The sequence below is a fragment of the Streptococcus sp. 210928-DFI.4.42 genome, from assembly GCF_020554365.1.
In the GTDB taxonomy this organism is placed as follows: domain Bacteria; phylum Bacillota; class Bacilli; order Lactobacillales; family Streptococcaceae; genus Streptococcus; species Streptococcus parasanguinis_S.
Window position 1 is genome coordinate 18,404 of record NZ_JAJCHF010000008.1, and the last position, 20,540, is coordinate 38,943.

Genomic DNA, 20,540 nt, shown 5'->3' on the forward strand with positions numbered 1-20,540 from the left:
GAGGTCGCAGACCTCTTTTTTCATTTATCCAAGTGCTTTGACGGCTTCGATTGCAGCGTCGTAATTTGGTTCGCTGTTGATATTGTCTAGGTATTCGACGTAAGTGACCTTGTTGTCCGCATCTAGGACCAAGACAGCGCGTGCGAGCAAATGCCATTCATTGATCAAGAGGCCATAGGCTTTTCCGAAGGAATGGTCGAAGTAGTCTGAGAGCATGATGGCATTTTCGATCCCTTCAGCAGCACACCATTTACCTTGAGCGAAAGGAAGGTCGACGGAAACCGTCAAGACCACAGTGTCCTCCATGTCAGAGAGGGCCTGGTTGAAGTGACGTGTTTGAGTAGAACAGATACCTGTGTCAATAGATGGGATCACACTGAGGACTTTTTTCTTCCCAGCAAAATCAGCCAAAGATTTTTTCTCTAAGTTTGGTGTAGTCAGTGAAAAGTCATGAGCAGTATCGCCAACTTGAAGTTGAGAACCGGTAAAGGTAACAGGGTTTCCTAAAAATGTTGCCATAAAAAGACTCCTTTTTTGTTTTTATTGTACCGCAATACCGGTGGAGGGGCCACTGATTTGTTTAGAAATCTGAAGGGTTACTGACTCAATCCTTCTGCGATCTTGTCTAAGTTCCACTTCATCATGCTGTAGTAGCTATCGCCCTTTTCTCCTTCTTTGGCAATGGAATCAGTGAAGATCTTTGCATAGATCGGAATATTGGTATCTTTAGAGACAGTTTTCATGGGACGCTCATCAACGCTGGATTCAACAAAGAGAGACGGCACCTTGGTTTGACGGAGTTTTTCTACCAGTGTTTTGATTTGGTCAGGTGTGCCTTCTTCTTCCGTATTGATTTCCCAGATATAGGCAGATGGGACGCCATAGGCTTTTGAGAAGTACTTGAAGCAACCTTCGCTGGTCACAATCATCTTTTTCTCTTCTGGGATGTTATTGAATGCTTGCTTGGCTTTTTGGTCGAGCTTACTGAGTTTTTCAGTGTAGGCTGCTAGATTTTTTTCGTAGAAGTCCTTATTTTTTGGATCTTTTGCGATTAATTGTTTGGCAATGTTTTTAGCGTAGATGATCCCGTTTTCGAGATTGAGCCAAGCGTGAGGGTCTTCTTTTCCAGCTTGGTTTTGGCCTTCTAGGTAGATGACGTCGACTCCCTTGCTCACTGCGAAATAATCCTTGTTTTCTACTTTATTGGCATTTTTGACCAACTTGGTAAACCAAGCATTGCCACCGGTTTCGAGGTTGATGCCGTTGTAGAAAATCAGGTCTGCTTGTGAAGTTTTTTTGACATCTTCTGGGAGCGGTTCGTATTCGTGGGGATCTTGACCGACAGGGACAATACTGTGGAGCTCGATTTTGTCCCCGGCGATATTTTTGGTGATATCTGCGAGGATGGAGTTGGTGGTGACCACTTTCAATTTGCCAGAAGCTCCAGAAGAAGCCCCCTTGCTACAGGCTAGAAGGCCAAATAAGAGCGCCACAAAGAGGGCGAGGAAAGAAGCGATTTTTTTCATGTGTTTCTCCTTTAATGAGATGAAAGAGCGTGCCTGTTCTTTCTTTGCTTAGGAGCTATAAAGAAGCTGATGAGAAAGAAGACGGCAGAAGTGAGGACAATACAAGACCCGACGGCGATGTTTAAGCTATAACCAATAAAGAGTCCCAAAATGGATGCAAGAGCACCTAAGCTAGAGGACAAGAGCATCATGGACCAGAGGCTATTGGCATAGAGATAAGCCGTCGCAGCGGGTGTAATAAGCATGGCGACGATGAGAATGGTTCCGACACTTTGCATAGCAGTAACAGAAACCAAGGTCAAGAGCACCATAAGGAGGTAGTGGTAGACCTTGACCCGGACGCCCATGGATTGAGCCAAAACCGGATCAAATGAAGTGAGCAGCAAGGGGCGAAAAAGCAGGACAATCACCAGCAAGACCGCCACCCCAATACCGATGGTCATCCACATATCCTGGTCTTGCACGGCCAAGATATTCCCAAAGAGGATGTGGAAAAGGTCGGTGGAACTTTTTGCGACTCCAATCAGGATGACTCCTAAGGCGAGGAAAGAAGAAAAGGTAATCCCTATCGCTGTGTCGCTCTTGATGATGGAGTTGCTCTTGATATAGGTGATAAGGATGGAAGCTAGAAGCCCAAAGACAATGGCGCCAATAAAGAAATTGATACCAAGGATAAAGGACAGGGCCACCCCTGGAAGGACTGCGTGCGAGATAGCATCTCCCATGAGAGACATGCCTCGCAAAATAATGAAGCATCCGACCGCACCGGCGACGATCCCAATGGCAATAGCTGTAATGAGAGCGTTTTGGAGGAAATGAAATTGTTGTAATCCATTGATAAATTCTGCAATCATCTGATTTCACCTCCTATAAAGAGTTCATGCCCGTAGGCTGCATGCAGATTCTCTTTGGTAAAGGTTTCCTCCGTTTTTCCGAAGGCAATCAGCTTGCGATGAAGAAGCAGAACTTGATCAAAATAAGCTGGAACCTTGCTGAGATCGTGATGGACGATCAGGATGGTCTTGCCTTCCTTTTTCAGGGTTTGGAGTGTCTGCATGATGATGTCTTCGCTAACGGAGTCAATTCCAGCGAAGGGCTCATCCAAAAAGATGACATCTGCTTCTTGGACCAAGCAGCGGGCGATTAGAACCCGTTGGAATTGCCCTCCTGAAAGCTGGCCAATCTGGCGATCCGCTAGATCAAGGAGATTGACAAGTTTTAGGGCATCTTCCACCTTTTGGAGATCCTCTTTGCTTTTTCTCTTGAAAATAGAAAGATGGGGGTAGAGGCCCAGTGAGACACACTCTCGCACCGTGATGGGGAAGTGGAAATCAATAGCTGTCTTTTGTTCGACGTAGGCCACTCGTTGAAGAACTTGGCCGAGATCTTTTTGATCGAGCAGGACTTTTCCCGAATGAGGGAGAAGTCCTAGCATAGCCTTGATCAGGGTTGATTTTCCAGCTCCGTTGGGGCCAAGAATTCCTAGGATGGTTGGCCCCTGGATGGTGAGGGAAAGATCCTCCAAGGCTAGTGTTTGCTGATAAGCAACACTTAAATGTTCAATTTGAATCATGATTTTGCTCCTTTACCATTAATATACATAAATTTAAAAATTAAGTCAAGTTAATTTTTAAAATAATTTAGATTAACTTGCTTGTAATCATTGAAAAATAGACCTATTTTTGATAAGGTTAATAGAAAAGAATGAAAGCGAGAAGATCATGGTACGTTTACAAGATGATTTTTATGATTACGTCAACGGGAAATGGGCTGAGACAGCCGTCATCCCTGATGATAAACCGTCAACCGGTGGGTTTATGGACTTGATCCAAGAGATTGAAAACTTGATGTTGGATATTACCGGAAAATGGCAACGGGGAGAAGACTTACCCGAAGACAGCATTCTCCAAAACTTTGTCAAATACCACAAGATGGTGGCAGATTTTGAGGCACGAGATGCAGCTGGTGTGGCTCCAGCTATGCCCTTGATCAATGAAATCAAGGCCTTGTCTTCTTTTGAAGACTATACCAGTAAGTTAGGCACCTATGAGCTAGCTGGCAAACCAAATCTCATGCCATTTAGCGTGTCACCGGACTTTATGAATGCCCAAATGAATGTCTTGTGGGGAGAAGCACTCGGTTTGATTTTGCCTGATACAACCTACTATGAAGAAGGCAATGAAAAAGGCCCAGAGTTATTGGCTGTTTGGCGTCAAATGGTTGAAAAACTCTTGGCAAAATTCGATTTCTCAGAGGCAGAAATCAAAGATATCTTGGATAAGGTCATTGCGGCCGATGCAGAATTGGCCAAATATGTCTTGTCAAACGAAGAAAAATCCGAGTACAACAAACTCTACCATCCTTATGAATGGGCAGATTTCAAGGCCTTGGTTCCAGAATTGCCACTTGATACCTTCTTTACAGAAGTGATTGGACAAACACCAGATACTATCATTGTTCCAGAAGAGCGTTTTTGGAAGGAATTTGCGCCAAAATTCTACTCAGCAGCCAACTGGGAAACCCTTCATGCTAAATTGAAACTCAGCGCAGCTCTTTCTTGGACTTTATTCTTGACCGAAGAAATCCGTGTCTTGGCTGGTGAATATAGTCGTACGATTGCAGGTGTTCCAGAACCTCGTCCAAAAGAAAAGGCGGCCTTGTCATTAGCAGAAGTACCATATAGCCAAGCGCTTGGACTCTGGTATGCGGGAGAAAAATTTTCACCAGAAGCAAAAGCAGATGTAGAGCATAAAGTAGCGACCATGATTGACGTCTACAAGGAGCGCTTAGAAAAAGCAGACTGGCTCGCTCCTGAAACTCGCGAAAAAGCCATTGTCAAACTCAATGTCATCACACCACATATCGGCTACCCTGAAAAATTACCAGAAACATACGCCAAAAAGATCATCGATGAGAGCAAAACATTGGTTGAAAATGCTCAAGCTCTCTATGAAATTTCCATTGCCCATACTTGGAGCAAGTGGAACCAACCAGTTGATCGGAGCGAATGGCACATGCCAGCTAATATGGTCAATGCCTACTATGATCCGCAACAGAACCAAATCGTCTTCCCAGCAGCGATTTTACAAGCACCTTTCTATGACCTTCACCAATCATCATCAGCCAACTACGGCGGAATCGGTGCAGTCATTGCCCATGAAATCTCCCACGCCTTTGACACCAATGGAGCATCCTTTGATGAGCACGGTAGCTTGAAAGACTGGTGGAAGCCAGAAGATTACGAAGCCTTTACCGCTCGGACTCAAAAAGTCATCGATCAGTTTGAAGGACAAGACTCTTACGGTGCCAAGATCAACGGGAAATTGACCGTTTCTGAAAACGTAGCAGACCTCGGTGGTATCGCTGCAGCCCTTGAAGCCGCTAAGAAAGAGGAAGATTTCTCAGCAGAAGAATTCTTCACCAACTTTGCTCGCATCTGGCGCATGAAAGCTCGGACAGAGTACATGCAACTCCTCGCAAGTGTCGATGTCCACGCACCAGGAAAACTCCGCACCAATGTCCAATTACCAAACTTTGACGAATTCTTTGAAACCTTTGATGTCAAAGAAGGCGACGGCATGTGGCGCGCACCAGAGGATCGTGTGATTATTTGGTAAACTAAGATAGGAGAGACGATTCGGTTTACCGAAACTTCCTGCAGAAAAATAGGAAATCAATGCCGCATTCCCTGAATGCCAATTGATTTATCTTTTTTCCAAAGGAAGTAGTCTCGACTTCAGTTAAGCGATTGATTTTCTTGACCATGTGGGCCAGGCCCACCAGTCAATCTCTCTTTTTCTCGACGCTTTTAGGGCGAGTTCAATTTCGCGATACTAGTTTTGTTGATCAAAGGAAGTAGTCTCAACTTCAGTTAAGCGATTGATTTTCTTGATCGCTCGTGAAAAAAATAAAAATCCCCAAAGTCAAGTTTCAACCTACTGAAACTAGCTTTGGGGATTTTTGATAATAAGATTCATCAAATAAAAACGAAGCGCTTCCAATGACTGCGTGAACAGATAAATTTAATTGAGTGGAGCCTTGTATAATTCTTTGAATTTCATAGAAATAAATGCTACTATAGGTGTGAACTAAATAAATTTTAAAGGAGCAGACTATGAGAAATTTTGCAAGTCCGTCACGTTACATTCAAGGTGTGAATGCCTTATTTGAAAATGCGCAATCTATTTCAGAATTAGGGAATCACCCTGTTTTGCTATGTGATTCAGTGGTCTATGATATCGTAGGGAAGCGTTTTGAAGAATACCTTGGTCAAAATGGGCTCACGGTTTTGCCAGTCTTCTTCAATGGAGAAGCTTCTGACAACGAAATCAATCGTGTGGTTAGTCTGGCAGAAGAAAATGGCTGTGATTTGGTCATTGGACTTGGTGGAGGAAAGACCATCGATAGTGCAAAAGCTATTGCTGATCTTCTAAAATCACCAGTTGTGATTGCTCCGACCATCGCCTCTACAGATGCTCCCGTTTCCGCCTTGTCGGTTATCTATACGGATGAGGGTGCCTTTGAGCGCTATATCTTCTATTCTAAGAACCCAGAATTGGTCTTGGTGGATAGCAAAGTGATCTCTCAAGCACCAAAACGCTTGCTCGCTTCTGGTATCGCAGATGGCCTAGCAACTTGGGTAGAAGCGCGTGCAGTGATGCAAGCGAATGGAAAAACCATGTTGGGTCAACGACAAACTTTAGCGGGTGTCGCCATTGCACAACGTTGTGAAGAAACCTTATTTGCAGACGGTCTTCAAGCCATGGCTGCTTGTGAAGCCAAAGTTGTAACACCTGCTCTTGAAAACATTATTGAAGCTAATACCCTTCTCAGTGGTATTGGATTTGAAAGTGGGGGATTAGCTGCTGCCCATGCCATCCATAATGGCTTTACAGCCCTTACTGGGGACATCCACCATTTAACTCACGGTGAAAAAGTAGCCTACGGAACGCTCGTTCAATTGTTCTTGGAAAACCGTCCGAAGGAAGAATTGAATAAATACATTCGTTTCTATCAACAAATCGGTATGCCAACAACTCTGAAAGAAATGCATCTTGAAACTGCAAGTTATGAAGATCTTCTCAAAGTTGGTCAACAAGCCACCATCGAAGGAGAAACCATCCATCAAATGCCATTTGAAGTGAAGGCTTCTGATATTGCCCAAGCCATCGTAGCAGTAGATGCCTACGTTCAAGGTTTAGACTAAATCAATATCTGTCATTCACAGATAATGTAGACAAACTGATTTTTTACATCAAACAAACTAATGGATGCCTAAAAAATTAAAATTAGATACTTTTTAAGGCTCATTAAAAAATGCTTAGGAACTTTCCGCCGTGAGAAAAGTGCTAGAAACACGATTGTTTCTAGCACTCGGGAGTTTTGGAACTTTAGGTCCAAAACTAAGTCATGGAACTTCTTCGAAGTTCGCTGACGTCCGTACTCACCTAAGGAAAGTTTCTAAGACGGCTTTGTCGACAAACCAAGAACTCCCATACCTTATGGTAATGGGAGTTCTTTTCCTATTTTCTTCTTTTTGGATCGGTTTGTTTAAAGATCAGGTATAAAATTCCGGCAGGCAGGAAGCAGAAGAGCCACATGACATCGAGTCCCTTGCTTTTACTGCTAGAGGTCGTTGTTTTAGACTCACTTACAGCCACTCCCGGTTTAATGCTTGGAGATACCTGTTGCAAGCCGTTTTGGACGACTAGGCGGTTATTTTCGAGTTTTAGCGCTGGCTTCGTCCCCTTCTTAACAGTCGCATAGAAGTCTTGCTTCAAGTGAATTGTCTTCCCGTCGATGGTATGATCGCCTGCAGAAAGGATTTTTTTATACTGGTAGTCTGCGAACATTTTCTCAGCCAAGGTATTCCCGATTTGATTGCGGTAACTTTCGGCGATCTCGACATCGTAGTTTCCAACCCCCAAAATGACTTCGATAATCCGCTGTTTACCCCGCTTGGTTGTCGCGGTGTAGTTGTAGTCAGCAGTCGGGCTGGATCCAGTTTTGAGTCCATCTGTTCCTTTAAGGGCGAATTTTCCACCTTCGAGGGAAGTATTGTAGTTATCGTAGCTTTGCTCGTAGGGGGTTCCTTCCATGATCGTAGTGTGAGCTTGCTTGGTGTATTCCAACATTTCTGGCAGGTCGTTTACGATGTGATAAGCCAGAATAGACATGTCCCGCGCTGTGATTTCGTTATTCGCATTGACATCGTAGCGCTGAGGATTGTAGTAGCCCTGAAGGACCGAGATCATCGCCCCATTTGGATTGTGCCATTTGGTATGGCTCATCCCCATTTCTTGCGCGTACTGATTCATTAAGTCCAAAAACTTATCGGGATCATTGTCAGTGACGGCGTTGGCGAGCATAATCACGGCCGCACTGGAAGATGGAACAAAGAGCATCTTGATCAATTCCGATACCTTGTAGTCTACACCAGCTACAATAGGTGAATTACTTAAAAGGTTGTTTTCTGAGATGGCTTGGTCTGCCTCTGTTGCTGTGACCACGGTATCGTACTTGATCTTGCCTTCTTTGAGGGCCCGAAAGACAACATAGGCACTCATGAGCTTGGCCATGCTTCCTGAGTCCCGGACCGTGTCGATATTGTCTCCGTACAAAATGGCTCCAGTATTGGCGTCGATGACGATATCAGCCTTAGGCTTGTAAAAATCATCCAATACCAGTCCAGCATCAGCTGCGATTTTCATGACATCTTCTTGCTGGTAGATGTCGTCCGCAAAAGCAGTGGAAATAGTGCCAAATGCCAAGACTCCTACAAGGAGGGACAAGAGGCTGTGTTTTAGTCGTTTGTGTAAATGTCTCCTATAATTCATAGATTCCATTATATCATACAGGCCAGGGATTCAACTTGAAAAAATTCTAGAAAAAGAAGAAATTGAAAAAATAAAGAAGAAATAGAATAATTTCACAGTAAAAGCGTTTACATTTCCCTGGAAAGTGCTATAATTTAAATTGAGTATAACATTTTTTACAATGAGGTGATTTATATGAACAAAGGGAAGGTACTCTTAGCTACCAGCGCTCTGCTTTTATCAGCTGGTGTACTGGCAGCCTGCTCAGGAGGGAAATCTAGTAGCTCTGGTGGTCAGACCTATAGCTATGTCTATACCCAGGATCCAGATACCTTAGACTACTCGATTTCTAATAAAAAATCGACTTCCGAGTTTACAGGAAATGCGATAGATGGCTTGTTGGAAGTGGACAAGTACGGGAACTTGATCCCATCGCTTGCTAAAGACTGGACTGTTTCCAAGGATGGCTTGACCTATACTTATAAACTCCGTAAAGGGGTCAAATGGATGACTTCTGAAGGGGAAGAATATGGAGAAGTCAAGGCCAAAGACTTTGTCACAGGTCTCAAACACGCGGCAGACAAGAAATCACAAGCGATTTACTTGGTCCAAAAATCTGTCAAAGGCTTGGATGATTATGTTTCAGGGAAGACATCTGATTTCTCAACTGTTGGAGTGAAAGCTATTGACGATTACACCGTTCAATATACCTTGAGCCAACCAGAAAGTTTCTGGAATTCTAAGACTACGATGGGGATCTTGATGCCGGTTAACGAAGAGTTCCTGAAATCTAAAGGAGATGACTATGGCCAAGGAACTTCTCCGTCTAGTATCCTCTACTGCGGTCCTTATTTGATTAAATCCATCACTTCTAAATCTTCTGCGACATTGGAAAAGAACCCAACATACTGGGATGCGGATAATGTCAAGATCAGTAAAGTGAAGTTGACCTATTATGATGGACAAGACTCAGAATCCTTGATTCGTGGGTTTGATAACGGCGACTATACAGTTGCCCGTGTCTTCCCAAATGGCTCTAACTATAAGAGTGTAGAGAAGAAGCACAAAGACGATATCGTCTTTACTGACCAAGGTTCCTCTACCTACAACCTTTCCTTCAACATTGACCGTCAGGCTTATGAAATCACAAAGAAGACTACTGATGCTCAAAAGACTTCAACTAAGAAAGCCATCTTAAATAAGGACTTCCGTCAAGCCATTATGTTTGCCTTCAACCGTAAGGCATACGTAGCTCAGGCGAATGGGGAAGCTGCTGCCAATAAGGTCATCCGTAATACCTTTACGCCACCAAACTTTGTCCAAATCAATGGCCAACAATTTGGGGATGCAGTAGAAAAAGACCTAGAAGCTTATGGGGATGAATGGAAAGGGATTTCTGTCGCAGATGGAAAAGATACCCTTTACAATCCAACCAAGGCCAAAGAAGAGTTTGCTAAAGCTAAGGCAGAATTGCAGTCTCAAGGAGTTGAATTCCCAATTCATTTGGATCTTCCAACTTCATCGACTTTTACGGAAGGAATCAAACAAGCTCAATCCTTTAAACAGTCAGTTGAATCTACACTAGGAGCAGAAAATATTGTCATCGATTTGAATATGATTTCTGAGGATGATCTGCAACGGGTGACTTACTTTGCTGAAAATGCTTCGCAACAAGACTGGGATTTGAACAATAACTTGGGTTGGGGACCAGACTATACGGACCCATCTTCTTACATCGATATCACTAGTGGTAAATCTGGCGAAAATGCTAATGCCTACTTTGGATTCGATGCTGGTACCAACAATGCGGCCGCAAAAGCAGCTGGTTTTGATGAATACGATCAATTAATTGAGGATGCTCAAAAAGAAACCACAGATGTGAACAAGCGTTACGAAAAATACGCTGCCGCTCAAGCTTGGTTGACCGATAGTGCCCTCTTGATTCCGATCCATTCAGATGGAGCTTCTCCAGTCGTTCGTAAGACTGTACCATACTCTGCAGCCTTTGCTTGGACAGGCCACAAGGGTCAAACCTTCAACTATAAATATTTGGAAGTTCAAGACAAGGTCGTATCGGCTAAAGACTACGACAAAGCGCGTGATCAATGGAAGAAAGAAAAAGAAAAATCCAATAAAAAAGCGCAAGAAGAACTTGAAAAGCATGTGAAATAGACTTTTCTTGAAGAAAACAGGAAAGACAGGTCCCGTATGGGACCTGTCTTTTTCTTTGTCTGAACCTTTAAAAATCGCCTAAAAATGGTATAATAGGAGCATCACGAAAATTGGAGAGACGCTATGAGTTTTTACAATCATAAAGAAATCGAGCCTAAGTGGCAAAAATACTGGGCTGACCATCACACCTTTAAGACAGGAACAGATGCTTCAAAACCTAAGTTTTATGCATTGGACATGTTCCCTTACCCATCTGGAGCGGGTCTTCACGTAGGACACCCAGAAGGCTACACAGCGACTGATATCCTTAGCCGTTTCAAACGTGCCCAAGGTTACAATGTCCTTCACCCAATGGGATGGGATGCTTTTGGTTTGCCTGCAGAGCAATACGCTATGGATACAGGGAATGACCCAGCGGAATTCACAGCGGAAAACATCGCCAACTTCAAACGCCAAATCAATGCGCTTGGCTTCTCTTACGACTGGGACCGTGAAGTCAATACGACAGATCCGAACTACTACAAGTGGACGCAATGGATCTTCACCAAGCTTTACGAAAAAGGTTTAGCCTATGAAGCGGAAGTGCCAGTAAACTGGGTTGAGGAACTAGGAACAGCTATCGCCAACGAAGAAGTTCTTCCAGATGGAACATCTGAGCGTGGGGGCTATCCAGTTGTCCGCAAACCAATGCGCCAATGGATGCTTAAAATCACGGCCTATGCGGAACGTTTGCTCAATGATTTGGATGAGTTGGATTGGCCAGAGTCTATCAAGGACATGCAACGCAACTGGATTGGGAAATCAACTGGTGCCAATGTCACTTTCAAAGTAAAAGGGACAGACAAGGAATTTACCGTCTTTACGACTCGTCCAGATACTCTTTTCGGTGCGACCTTCACTGTTTTGGCTCCTGAACATGAACTAGTAGATGCCATCACGACACCTGAACAAGCTGAAGCTGTAGCGGACTACAAACACCAAGCTAGCCTTAAATCAGACTTGGCTCGTACAGACCTTGCCAAGGAAAAAACAGGGGTTTGGACTGGTGCTTATGCTATCAACCCTGTCAATGGTAAAGAAATTCCAATCTGGATTGCCGACTATGTTCTTGCTAGCTACGGTACAGGTGCTGTTATGGCCGTACCTGCCCACGATGAGCGTGACTGGGAATTTGCTAAACAGTTTGGTCTTCCAATCGTAGAAGTCTTGGAAGGTGGGAATGTTGAAGAGGCTGCTTACACAGAAGATGGCCTTCACGTCAACTCTGACTTCTTGAACGGTCTCAACAAAGAAGAAGCGATTGCTAAAATCGTGGCTTGGCTAGAAGAAAAAGGCTTTGGTCAAGAAAAGGTGACCTACCGTCTCCGCGACTGGCTCTTTAGCCGTCAACGTTACTGGGGTGAACCAATCCCAATCATTCATTGGGAAGATGGAACTTCAACAGCTGTTCCAGAAAGTGAATTGCCACTTGTCTTGCCAGTCACCAAGGACATCCGCCCTTCAGGTACAGGTGAAAGCCCATTGGCTAACTTGACAGACTGGCTTGAAGTGACTCGTGAGGATGGAGTGAAAGGTCGTCGTGAAACCAACACTATGCCACAATGGGCGGGTTCAAGCTGGTACTACCTTCGCTATATCGACCCACACAACACTGAGAAATTGGCTGATGAGGACCTCCTCAAACAATGGTTGCCAGTCGATATCTATGTGGGTGGTGCAGAACACGCCGTGCTTCACTTGCTTTACGCTCGTTTCTGGCACAAATTCCTCTATGATATCGGTGTTGTTCCAACCAAAGAACCTTTCCAAAAACTCTTTAACCAAGGAATGATCTTGGGAACTAGCTACCGTGACCACCGTGGAGCTCTTGTGGCAACAGACAAGGTTGAAAAACGTGACGGTTCCTTCTTCCATGTGGAAACAGGGGAAGAGTTGGAGCAAGCACCAGCCAAGATGTCTAAATCCCTCAAGAACGTGGTGAACCCAGACGATGTGGTGGAACAATACGGTGCGGATACCCTTCGTGTCTATGAAATGTTCATGGGACCACTCGATGCTTCCATCGCTTGGTCTGAAGAAGGATTGGAAGGAAGCCGTAAATTCCTTGACCGTGTTTACCGTTTGATTACAAGTAAAGAAATCGTTGCGGAAAACAATGGCGCTCTAGACAAGGTTTATAACGAAACCGTTAAATCTGTTACTGAGCAAGTCGAGTCTATGAAATTCAACACAGCCATTGCTCAACTCATGGTCTTTGTCAATGCTGCCAATAAGGAAGATAAACTCTATGTGGACTACGCCAAAGGTTTCATCCAATTGATTGCACCATTTGCACCTCACTTGGCAGAAGAACTCTGGCAAACAGTGGCAGCAACAGGCGAGTCTATCTCTTATGTGGCTTGGCCAACATGGGACGAAAGCAAATTGGTTGAAGACGAAATTGAAATCGTCGTTCAAATCAAAGGAAAAGTCCGTGCTAAACTCATGGTCGCAAAAGACCTTTCACGCGAAGAATTGCAAGAAGTCGCTCTGGCTGACGAAAAAGTCAAAGCAGAGATTGATGGCAAAGAAATCGTGAAGGTGATTAGTGTCCCTAATAAGCTTGTTAATATTGTTGTGAAATAAAAAATGAATCCTCCAGAGCTAAATTCTGGGGGATTTTTGAATTCATTTAGAGAATGAACAAAATAATTTACATAATTTCATAGAGATAAATCACTATTTAAAGAAATTTTTAGTTTTATCCCTCAAAATGCTTTTTTTTTTGAGCAAATACATTATAATTATATCAAAGAAAAAGTTTAAAGGAGATTTCTTATGTCTAAGAAAATCAAGGATGAAAACGGGAACGTTTATGTGAAAAAAACACCTTTCTACAAGAAATGGTGGTTTATTTTGCTTGTAGTGTTAATTGCTTATGGTGCTGTAACGAAGGGTGGAGGTTCAATAACTTCAAAAAATTCAACAGGTAACTCAACGACAACACAAACGACCAGTTCCACTGAGCAAGCAACTAATGATAAAAATGGGAAAACAGCAGTATCTGAAGAGAGTAAGTCTGCCGAGAAGAAATCTGTAGCACAAGTGATTCCCAAAATTGGTGAAGTTACTAAAGTGGGGGATGTTGAATATATTGTAAATTCTAAGTCTATTTCTCAAAATGTTGGAGGAGAGTACGGAAAGACAGCAAATGGTAGCTACTTGATTTTGAATGTAACAGTAAAAAATTCAGGAAAGAAATCAATTACTGTTACGAACGATTTCTTTAAACTGCTAAAAGGTGATACGGAGTATGAAACCGATAGTGTAGCTGGTATGTATGCTAATGAGGAAGGAAAATTCTTTCTTTCAGAGTTAAATCCGGAAAACAGCATCACTGGTAATGTGGTTTTCGACCTTAATGCGGAAACTGCTAATGCATCCGGACTTGTATTACAAGTACAAACCGGTGTTTGGGGAACACAAAAAGGAAAAATAAACTTGGATTGATAAGTTGTTTATGTATAGATATTACGCTTGTCTCTCTCATCAAAAAAACTTCGGTAAAAAAATTTACCGAGGCTTTTTAACATGTAGTGAAGGATTGTTGAATGGCCGGGTCATTTTCCCAATCGGCTCGATCGTAGCTGCCTGTGATGGTGCGTTCTTCAGAAAAGAGGAGGACCCGTTCGACAATCGGTGCGATTTGTTCGAAATGGTGGGAGGAAATCACAATTGTTTTTCCAGCTGTTTTTAGTTCTTGCAGCAAGGTGACAATCAGCTTCTGGTATTTTGGCGAGAGGCCGTTAAAAGGCTCGTCAAATAGCAAGAAACTAGGATTCATGGTGAGGACACTGGCGATAGCGACTAGCTTCTTTTCGCCACCAGAAAGATGGTAGGGAATGCGATCTCTCAGGTGTTCAATCTCTAAAAGACCGAGCGTATCCTTGACGCGTTGTTGGACTTCGGTTTCGGCTAAACCTAATTGGCGTGGCCCAAAAGCCAGTTCATCATAGACACTTGTATTGAACAATTGGGTATCGCTGTTCTGAAAAATGAGTCCAACCTGCTGGAAGAGTTGCCCAGCACGATGGGGATCTTTCAAGAAGTCTTGGTCAATGGTCCAGTCCTTGAAGTGGTACTGACCAGAAGAGAGGGGCAAGAGTCCAACCAGAATTTTAAAAAGGGTAGATTTTCCCGCTCCGTTTGGACCCATCAGGCCAACGGTTTCCCCCTTTTGGATCTGGAGTTGAATATCATGGATTCCAGTCTCCTCGGTGTAGTGGTAATTTCCATCTTGAATGCGAATTATATACTTTCCTTTCTAGCCAAGTAAGATCGTGAAGGTCGTGAGAACTGCCAATTCCAATAGGAAAAAGACGTCTTCCTTCTTCCAGTGGAAGGCTTCTTTGCGCTTTGTATCCATGCCGTAGCCTCGAAGAATCATCGCTTCGTACACTTCTTTTGTATGGTTTTTTGTGGATAGGTACAAGAGACCAAGGAGGGAGCCAAAGAGATTGAGATTCACCTTTTGCCCAACTGTTCTCAGCTGGACGCATTCGATCTGTTGTTGCAAGTGTTTCCCTAAGATATAGCCATATTTGAGTGTGATATCAATGGTTTGCACAAAGGTTTTTGGAACACGTAACTGACGAAGGGCCTCGACCAGTTGCACACTTGTCGTTGTGGCTAGAAAGAGGGAAATATTGAGGACAATCATCCCTGCACGTAGCAAAAAGAGCCCTCCATTTTGAAATCCTTGAAATAAGATGCTAGGTAATATCACAATTGTGGAAATCAGCAGCACCTTGAACAGGACCTTAAAGAGGTGGAGTAGGACCTCTCCAGGAAGCATGGCAATGTGCATTAACAAAAGGATACCAATCAACCACAGTTGGATGGGATGGTGGGCAGTCGTAATGAGAATGGCTAGAATTAAAAAGGAAACGAGTCGCATCCAAGACGAAGTTTTGGCCTTGAATGCGGGCGTCGTTTGTTTCATTTTGCCAAGAAAGTGGCGCAATGTTTGAAGATTCATTTGTAAATAGTGATGGCTTTTGGATGCTTCAAGAGTTGCTTGCTCTTGATGAAGCCAGTCAGGGAGTTTACGCATGAGAAGTTTTTTCTCCGTTCATTGATCGAATGATTTTACTGATGATATAGAAGATAAGGACGGCTGTCACGGCTGAGAGAATATAGCCGATCGCAATTTTAGTTCCAGGAATGGTGTAATCACTAAACAAGGCATCAAATGAGAATCCATTTTTGATCCCTGTTGGAACTTTGCCATGAAGCAGGCTACCCAATTCTTCAGCAGACCATTCACCAAAGGCTGTCCCATCTGCGAGAAGTCCAAGTGGGCTGAGGACGATCAAAGCAAGGAGCACCCAGCGAATTTTTTTAACGAATGAAGTTGTATTGACTGAACTTGGTGTGTACAACTCTGTAGGAGCAACTTGTTTGACAAAACGGTAAATCACAAAGGTGAAGAAGGCTTCGACCCAACCTGCGACAAGGAGGTGAGCACCCAACATAGCAGGCACCGTGATACTCAATCCATAAGGATTATAGAGTGGCTGACCAGCTTCTGACGCGATGAGGGGTTGCAAGCCCAATTCAACACCAGCTAAGAAGGCAGCAGCATTGATCGAAAGAAAAGAACCGATAATAACGCCAAGCGTTTCCTGATGGTGCTTGCGGAACAAGTTATAAATAGCATAGCCAACAAAAGGCATCACAATGGCCATGTTGAAAATATTGGCCCCAAGAGCGAGAATCCCTCCGTCACCAAATAAGAAGGCCTGTAGGAGTAAGGCAACTGTCAGCGCTAGAGAGGCCGCATAGGGACCTATGAGAATGGCAAGAAGGGTCCCTCCGACAGCGTGAGCGGTCGTTCCACCAGGAACAGGAACATTAAACATCATCAATAAGAAGGACAAAGAAGCAGCAATCCCAAGCATCGGCGCTAGCTCTTTATTTTCTTTTAATTGGACCTTGACTTTTTTGATGGATAAGACAATAACAGGCGCAGCAGCAACCGCTAAAACTGCACAACTTGCAGGACTAAGGTAATTATCTGGTATATGCATAACAAATTCTCCATTAGTATGATTTAATTTCGTTAACAGATTACCACATTATAAAATCAGGTGTCGTTGCAAAACGAGTCCAACATTTGTTACACTTGCTAGAAAGAGGGAGAAGAAACTAGTTTGAAGGGCTAGAAAGGCTTTTTAAGGTGAATTTAGATAAAATTATTGGTTCCATATCGAAATAGTTGACAGATGTAACGAGCAGTGATACAATGACTGTGATGTTTCGATATCGAAATAAAAAGGAGACAAAATGGACAAGATGCAAGGGGGCCACCAAGCTTTACAGATACGCTTGTTAAATGGGCGTATCTTTCAAAAACTGCTGAGCAAGGAACCAGATGCCCTATACCGAAGTGAACAAGGGAAAATTTTAACGATTTTGTGGAAGCAAGAGTTGGAGTGCGCTACTGCGACAGATATCGCTCTTGCGACGGGTCTAGCCAATAATACATTGACCAGTATGGTTAAGAAATTGGAAGAACAAGGCTTGGTTACGATTCAACCTTGCACACAGGATAAAAGGAAAAAATATATTTCTTTGACAGACCTCGGTTGGGCGCAAAAAGAAATCGGTGACCGCGTTAGTAAAGAGTTGGGAGAGATTTTTTACCAAGGCTTTTCGGATCAAGAAATCCGAGAATTTGAAGCCTATCAAGAGCGTATTATCACAAATCTAAAAGCTAAAGAGAGTGAACTGTAGTAGAGGGGAAAATGCTTATGATTGGAATAGCAGGTGTAACAGGGAAATTAGGCTCTTATGTGGCTGATCTTGTCGATAAAAAAGGAATTGCTTCTATCCATCTGGCAAGAAGCCCAGAGCGGGCAACAGTCTACGCGTCAGCGGAAATTCGTAAGATGGTGTATGCCAATACTCCAGAGGGGGTTGAGGCCTTAAAGGGTATCGATGTCTTATTGATGGTCTCTGCTCGGGAAAATCCAGAGCGTGTTGAGGAACACACGAGTTTTTTAAATGCCGCAAAGCTAGCGGGGGTGCAGCATATCGTCTATACCTCCTTTTACGGAGCAGATGAAAAAGCAACCTTTACCTTGTCTCGAGATCATGCCCAGACGGAAGTCTATATCAAGGAGTTAGGATTCACCTATACATTTTTGAGAGATAATTTTTACTTGGACTTCTTGATAGATATTGCTCTTGAAAATGGAGAGATTCGTGGTCCAGCAGGAAGTGGGAAGGTTTCAGCAGTTGCCCGTAAGGACACATCTAGTGTTGCAGCAGAGATTCTTTTACATGCTAAGAAATGGGAAAATCAAACCTTGAATCTAACAGGACCAGAGGAACTTTCCATGGAAGAGATCGTAGCGCTTCTCTCAGAAGAGACCGGTAAGACCATCGCGTATGTGGATGAATCAGTAGAAGAAGCCTATGAGTCACGGAAAAAATGGCCAGCACAAACATGGGAGTACGATGCCTGGGTCAGCACCTATACAGCGATTAAAGCTGGAGAACAAGCTGGGGTTTCTACAGATGTCGAAAAAGTCCTAGGGCATCCAGCAAGTAGCTTATTGGATATTTTTAGAGACAGAAAACTTATTGAGGAAAAATATGATTGAATACAAACATGTAGTCCTACGCTACACGGATAAAAACATTTTAAAAGATGTCAACCTCCGCATTGAAAATGGAGAATTTATGGTTCTTGTGGGACCTTCAGGATCTGGAAAAACCACCATGATCAAGCTGGTCAACCGTCTCTTGGAGCCGACTGATGGCAATATCTATATGGATGGGAAACGTATCAAGGACTATGATGAACGGGAGTTACGTCTCAGTACTGGCTATGTCCTTCAAGCCATTGCCCTATTTCCAAACTTGACCGTTGCGGAAAATATTGCTCTCATTCCTGAGATGAAGGGCTGGAGCAAGGAGCAAATCGCTTCGAAAACAGAAGAACTCTTGGCCAAGGTGGGGCTTCCTGCGGCAGACTATGCTCATCGGTTACCAAGCGAGTTATCTGGTGGAGAGCAACAACGGATTGGCATTGTGCGAGCTATCATTGGGGAACCAAAGATTCTATTGATGGACGAACCTTTTTCGGCCTTGGATGCCATCTCCCGTAAGCAGTTGCAAGCTCTCACCAAAGACTTGCACAAGGAGTTCGGTATGACCACTATTTTTGTGACCCACGATACGGACGAGGCCTTAAAATTAGGGGATCGAATTGCAGTGTTGCAAGAAGGAGAGATTGTACAAGTGGCGGATTCTGAGTCCATTTTAGACCAGCCAGCCAACGACTTTGTTGCAGATCTATTTGGAGGTGCTCACCATGTCTAAACTACTTGCAACCTTTCAAGAACGCTTTGGGGACTGGCTCGCTGCACTGGGGCAACATTTGCAACTGTCATTACTGACCTTGCTCCTTGCGATTTTTCTGGCTGTTCCTCTAGCTATTTATTTGAGTATCCACAAAAGAACAAGCAACTGGGTTTTACAGCTAGCTGGGATCTTCCAGACCATTCCTTCCATGGCCCTTCTCGGCCTCTTCATACCCATCATGGGAATCGGAACGCTTCCGGCCTTAACAGCTCTTGTCATCTATGCCATTTTCCCCATCCTTCAAAATACCATCACCGGTTTACAGGGGATTGATCCAAGCCTTGAAGAAGCAGGAATCGCCTTTGGGATGACCAAGTGGGAGCGCTTGAAGAAGTTCGAGATTCCCTTGGCCATGCCCGTTATCATGTCTGGGATTCGGACAGCAGCTGTGATGATTATCGGGACGGCTACCCTAGCTGCCTTGATTGGAGCAGGGGGACTCGGTTCCTTTATCCTTCTGGGGATTGACCGCAATAATGCCAGTTTGATTTTGATCGGTGCCCTGTCTTCTGCCTTCTTAGCCATCGCCTTTAACCTTCTTCTCAAATGGATGGAAAAGGCCAAATTGCGGACCATCTTTGCGGCCTTTGCGGTCATGATCCTGGGATTGGGAGCTAGCTATACACCAAGTCTACTTCCCAAACCGAAAAAAGAAAATCTGGTCATTGCTGGGAAGTTGGGTCCTGAACCTGAAATTCTCGCCAATATGTATAAGATCTTGATCGAGGAAAATACGGACATGACAGTGACTGTCAAACCGAATTTTGGCAAGACCACCTTCCTCTATGAAGCCCTGAAAAAAGGGGATATCGCTATCTATCCAGAGTTTACAGGTACGGTGACCGAAAGTCTCCTCAAGCCAGCACCACAAGTCAGTCATGATCCAGAAACAGTCTACAAAGCTGCCCGAGATGGGATCAAACGACAAGACGACCTGGCCTTGCTCAAACCTATGGCTTATCAAAATACCTATGCTGTTGCAGTCCCTAAAAAGATTGCCCAAGAGTATGGACTCAAGACTATTTCAGATTTGAAAAAGGTGGAAGGACAACTCAGGGCAGGCTTTACGCTTGAGTTTAACGACCGAGAGGACGGAAACAAAGGCTTGCAGAAGATCTATGGTCTCAACTTACAAGTCTCCACCATGGAGCCAGCCCTTCGCTACCAGGCGATCCAGTCTGGGGATATTCAAATAACGGATGCCTACTCAACAGATGCCGAGCTGGCTCGTTATGACCTGGTGGTCCTTGAAGATGACAAGCAACTCTTCCCACCTTATCAAGGGGCTCCCCTCATGAAAGAAGCTCTTCTTAAGAAACACCCTGAATTGGAAGCTGTTCTCAATCAGTTAGCTGGTAAAATCACAGCAGAGCAAATGAGCCAGATGAACTACCAAGTCGGAGTAGAAGGCAAGTCTGCTGCTCAAGTGGCGCGTGACTTTTTGGTAAAAGAAGGGTTTATTAAAAATTAACAAACAATTCTCAAGTCTTCGCACTTGAGGATTTTTTGATAGAAAGCAATTTTAACCCCTTTCAGCAAGCTTTTGTTATAGAGGGAGAGACCTTCTCTTCAAAAACTCTCCATTGAGTCTAGCTTAAAATTGTGTTACAATAAGCCT

17 protein-coding genes are annotated in these 20,540 nt (G+C 43.8%); 9 read left to right on the forward strand and 8 right to left on the reverse strand.

The features are described from left to right. Positions 1-24 precede the first annotated feature (24 nt). The 4 genes from tpx to LIZ08_RS04425 form a co-directional block, all read right to left on the reverse strand. Complete coding sequence (tpx, locus tag LIZ08_RS04410) at positions 25-519, reverse strand: thiol peroxidase (protein ID WP_227038352.1); 495 nt, start codon at positions 517-519, stop codon at positions 25-27. A gap of 77 nt (positions 520-596) precedes the next feature. Further along, the gene (gene fimA, locus LIZ08_RS04415; protein WP_227038353.1) at positions 597-1,526 is read right to left on the reverse strand and encodes a metal ABC transporter substrate-binding lipoprotein/fibrin-binding adhesin FimA; all 930 of its coding nucleotides are present in this window, start codon (positions 1,524-1,526) and stop codon (positions 597-599) included. Positions 1,527-1,537: 11 nt separating this feature from the next. Further along, positions 1,538-2,380, reverse strand: coding sequence for a metal ABC transporter permease (locus LIZ08_RS04420; protein WP_049473111.1), 843 nt, complete (start codon positions 2,378-2,380; stop codon positions 1,538-1,540). After that, positions 2,377-3,099, reverse strand: coding sequence for a metal ABC transporter ATP-binding protein (locus tag LIZ08_RS04425; protein WP_049473110.1), 723 nt, complete (start codon positions 3,097-3,099; stop codon positions 2,377-2,379). Before LIZ08_RS04425 ends, LIZ08_RS04420 begins: the two co-directional genes overlap by 4 nt. A gap of 148 nt (positions 3,100-3,247) precedes the next feature. Here LIZ08_RS04425 and LIZ08_RS04430 point away from each other — a divergent pair, with 148 nt between their 5' ends. Continuing rightward, positions 3,248-5,143 carry a M13 family metallopeptidase gene (locus LIZ08_RS04430; RefSeq protein WP_227038354.1) on the forward strand — a complete coding sequence of 632 codons (1,896 nt, stop codon included), beginning with the start codon at positions 3,248-3,250 and terminating at the stop codon, positions 5,141-5,143. A gap of 497 nt (positions 5,144-5,640) precedes the next feature. Further along, on the forward strand, positions 5,641-6,732 hold the full coding sequence (locus LIZ08_RS04435; protein WP_227038355.1) for a glycerol dehydrogenase: 1,092 nt from the start codon (positions 5,641-5,643) through the stop codon (positions 6,730-6,732). A 316-nt stretch (positions 6,733-7,048) separates the two neighbouring features. On the opposite strand, the gene LIZ08_RS04440 is transcribed toward LIZ08_RS04435, so the two are convergent. Next, positions 7,049-8,371: a DUF1958 domain-containing protein gene (locus LIZ08_RS04440; RefSeq protein WP_155199204.1), complete on the reverse strand. Its 1,323-nt coding sequence runs from the start codon at positions 8,369-8,371 to the stop codon at positions 7,049-7,051. A 165-nt stretch (positions 8,372-8,536) separates the two neighbouring features. Between LIZ08_RS04440 and LIZ08_RS04445 the strand changes: the two genes are divergently transcribed. The 3 genes from LIZ08_RS04445 (at position 8,537) to LIZ08_RS04455 (ending at position 14,002) form a co-directional block, all read left to right on the forward strand. Beyond that, positions 8,537-10,513 (forward strand): peptide ABC transporter substrate-binding protein, encoded by a 1,977-nt coding sequence (locus LIZ08_RS04445; RefSeq protein ID WP_155199205.1) that lies wholly within the window; start codon positions 8,537-8,539, stop codon positions 10,511-10,513. Positions 10,514-10,636: 123 nt separating this feature from the next. Beyond that, positions 10,637-13,138, forward strand: a complete 2,502-nt coding sequence (gene leuS, locus LIZ08_RS04450; protein WP_227038357.1) for a leucine--tRNA ligase — start codon at positions 10,637-10,639, stop codon at positions 13,136-13,138. A 192-nt stretch (positions 13,139-13,330) separates the two neighbouring features. Then, complete coding sequence (locus LIZ08_RS04455) at positions 13,331-14,002, forward strand: DUF4352 domain-containing protein (RefSeq protein WP_227038358.1); 672 nt, start codon at positions 13,331-13,333, stop codon at positions 14,000-14,002. 76 nt (positions 14,003-14,078) lie between these two features. Here LIZ08_RS04455 and LIZ08_RS04460 read toward each other — a convergent pair whose 3' ends face one another. Genes LIZ08_RS04460 through cbiM form a run of 3 tightly spaced genes read right to left on the reverse strand, consistent with a single transcriptional unit; the run spans position 14,079 to position 16,581 of the window. Next, a complete protein-coding gene (locus LIZ08_RS04460) occupies positions 14,079-14,804 on the reverse strand; it encodes an ABC transporter ATP-binding protein (RefSeq protein ID WP_227038372.1) in 726 nt (241 codons plus the stop codon). Positions 14,805-14,816: 12 nt separating this feature from the next. Beyond that, positions 14,817-15,605, reverse strand: coding sequence for an energy-coupling factor transporter transmembrane component T (locus LIZ08_RS04465; protein WP_023919566.1), 789 nt, complete (start codon positions 15,603-15,605; stop codon positions 14,817-14,819). Further along, positions 15,598-16,581 (reverse strand): cobalt transporter CbiM, encoded by a 984-nt coding sequence (gene cbiM, locus LIZ08_RS04470; RefSeq protein WP_227038359.1) that lies wholly within the window; start codon positions 16,579-16,581, stop codon positions 15,598-15,600. Before cbiM ends, LIZ08_RS04465 begins: the two co-directional genes overlap by 8 nt. Positions 16,582-16,837: 256 nt before the next feature. Here cbiM and LIZ08_RS04475 point away from each other — a divergent pair, with 256 nt between their 5' ends. Genes LIZ08_RS04475 through LIZ08_RS04490 form a run of 4 tightly spaced genes read left to right on the forward strand, consistent with a single transcriptional unit; the run spans position 16,838 to position 20,393 of the window. Then, positions 16,838-17,287: a MarR family winged helix-turn-helix transcriptional regulator gene (locus LIZ08_RS04475; RefSeq protein WP_227038360.1), complete on the forward strand. Its 450-nt coding sequence runs from the start codon at positions 16,838-16,840 to the stop codon at positions 17,285-17,287. A gap of 17 nt (positions 17,288-17,304) precedes the next feature. Beyond that, the gene (locus tag LIZ08_RS04480) at positions 17,305-18,159 is read left to right on the forward strand and encodes an SDR family oxidoreductase (RefSeq protein WP_227038361.1); all 855 of its coding nucleotides are present in this window, start codon (positions 17,305-17,307) and stop codon (positions 18,157-18,159) included. Then, complete coding sequence (locus tag LIZ08_RS04485; RefSeq protein ID WP_227038362.1) at positions 18,152-18,880, forward strand: ABC transporter ATP-binding protein; 729 nt, start codon at positions 18,152-18,154, stop codon at positions 18,878-18,880. Before LIZ08_RS04480 ends, LIZ08_RS04485 begins: the two co-directional genes overlap by 8 nt. After that, positions 18,873-20,393, forward strand: a complete 1,521-nt coding sequence (locus tag LIZ08_RS04490) for an ABC transporter permease/substrate-binding protein (RefSeq protein ID WP_227038363.1) — start codon at positions 18,873-18,875, stop codon at positions 20,391-20,393. Before LIZ08_RS04485 ends, LIZ08_RS04490 begins: the two co-directional genes overlap by 8 nt. The last annotated feature ends 147 nt before the right edge of the window (positions 20,394-20,540 follow it).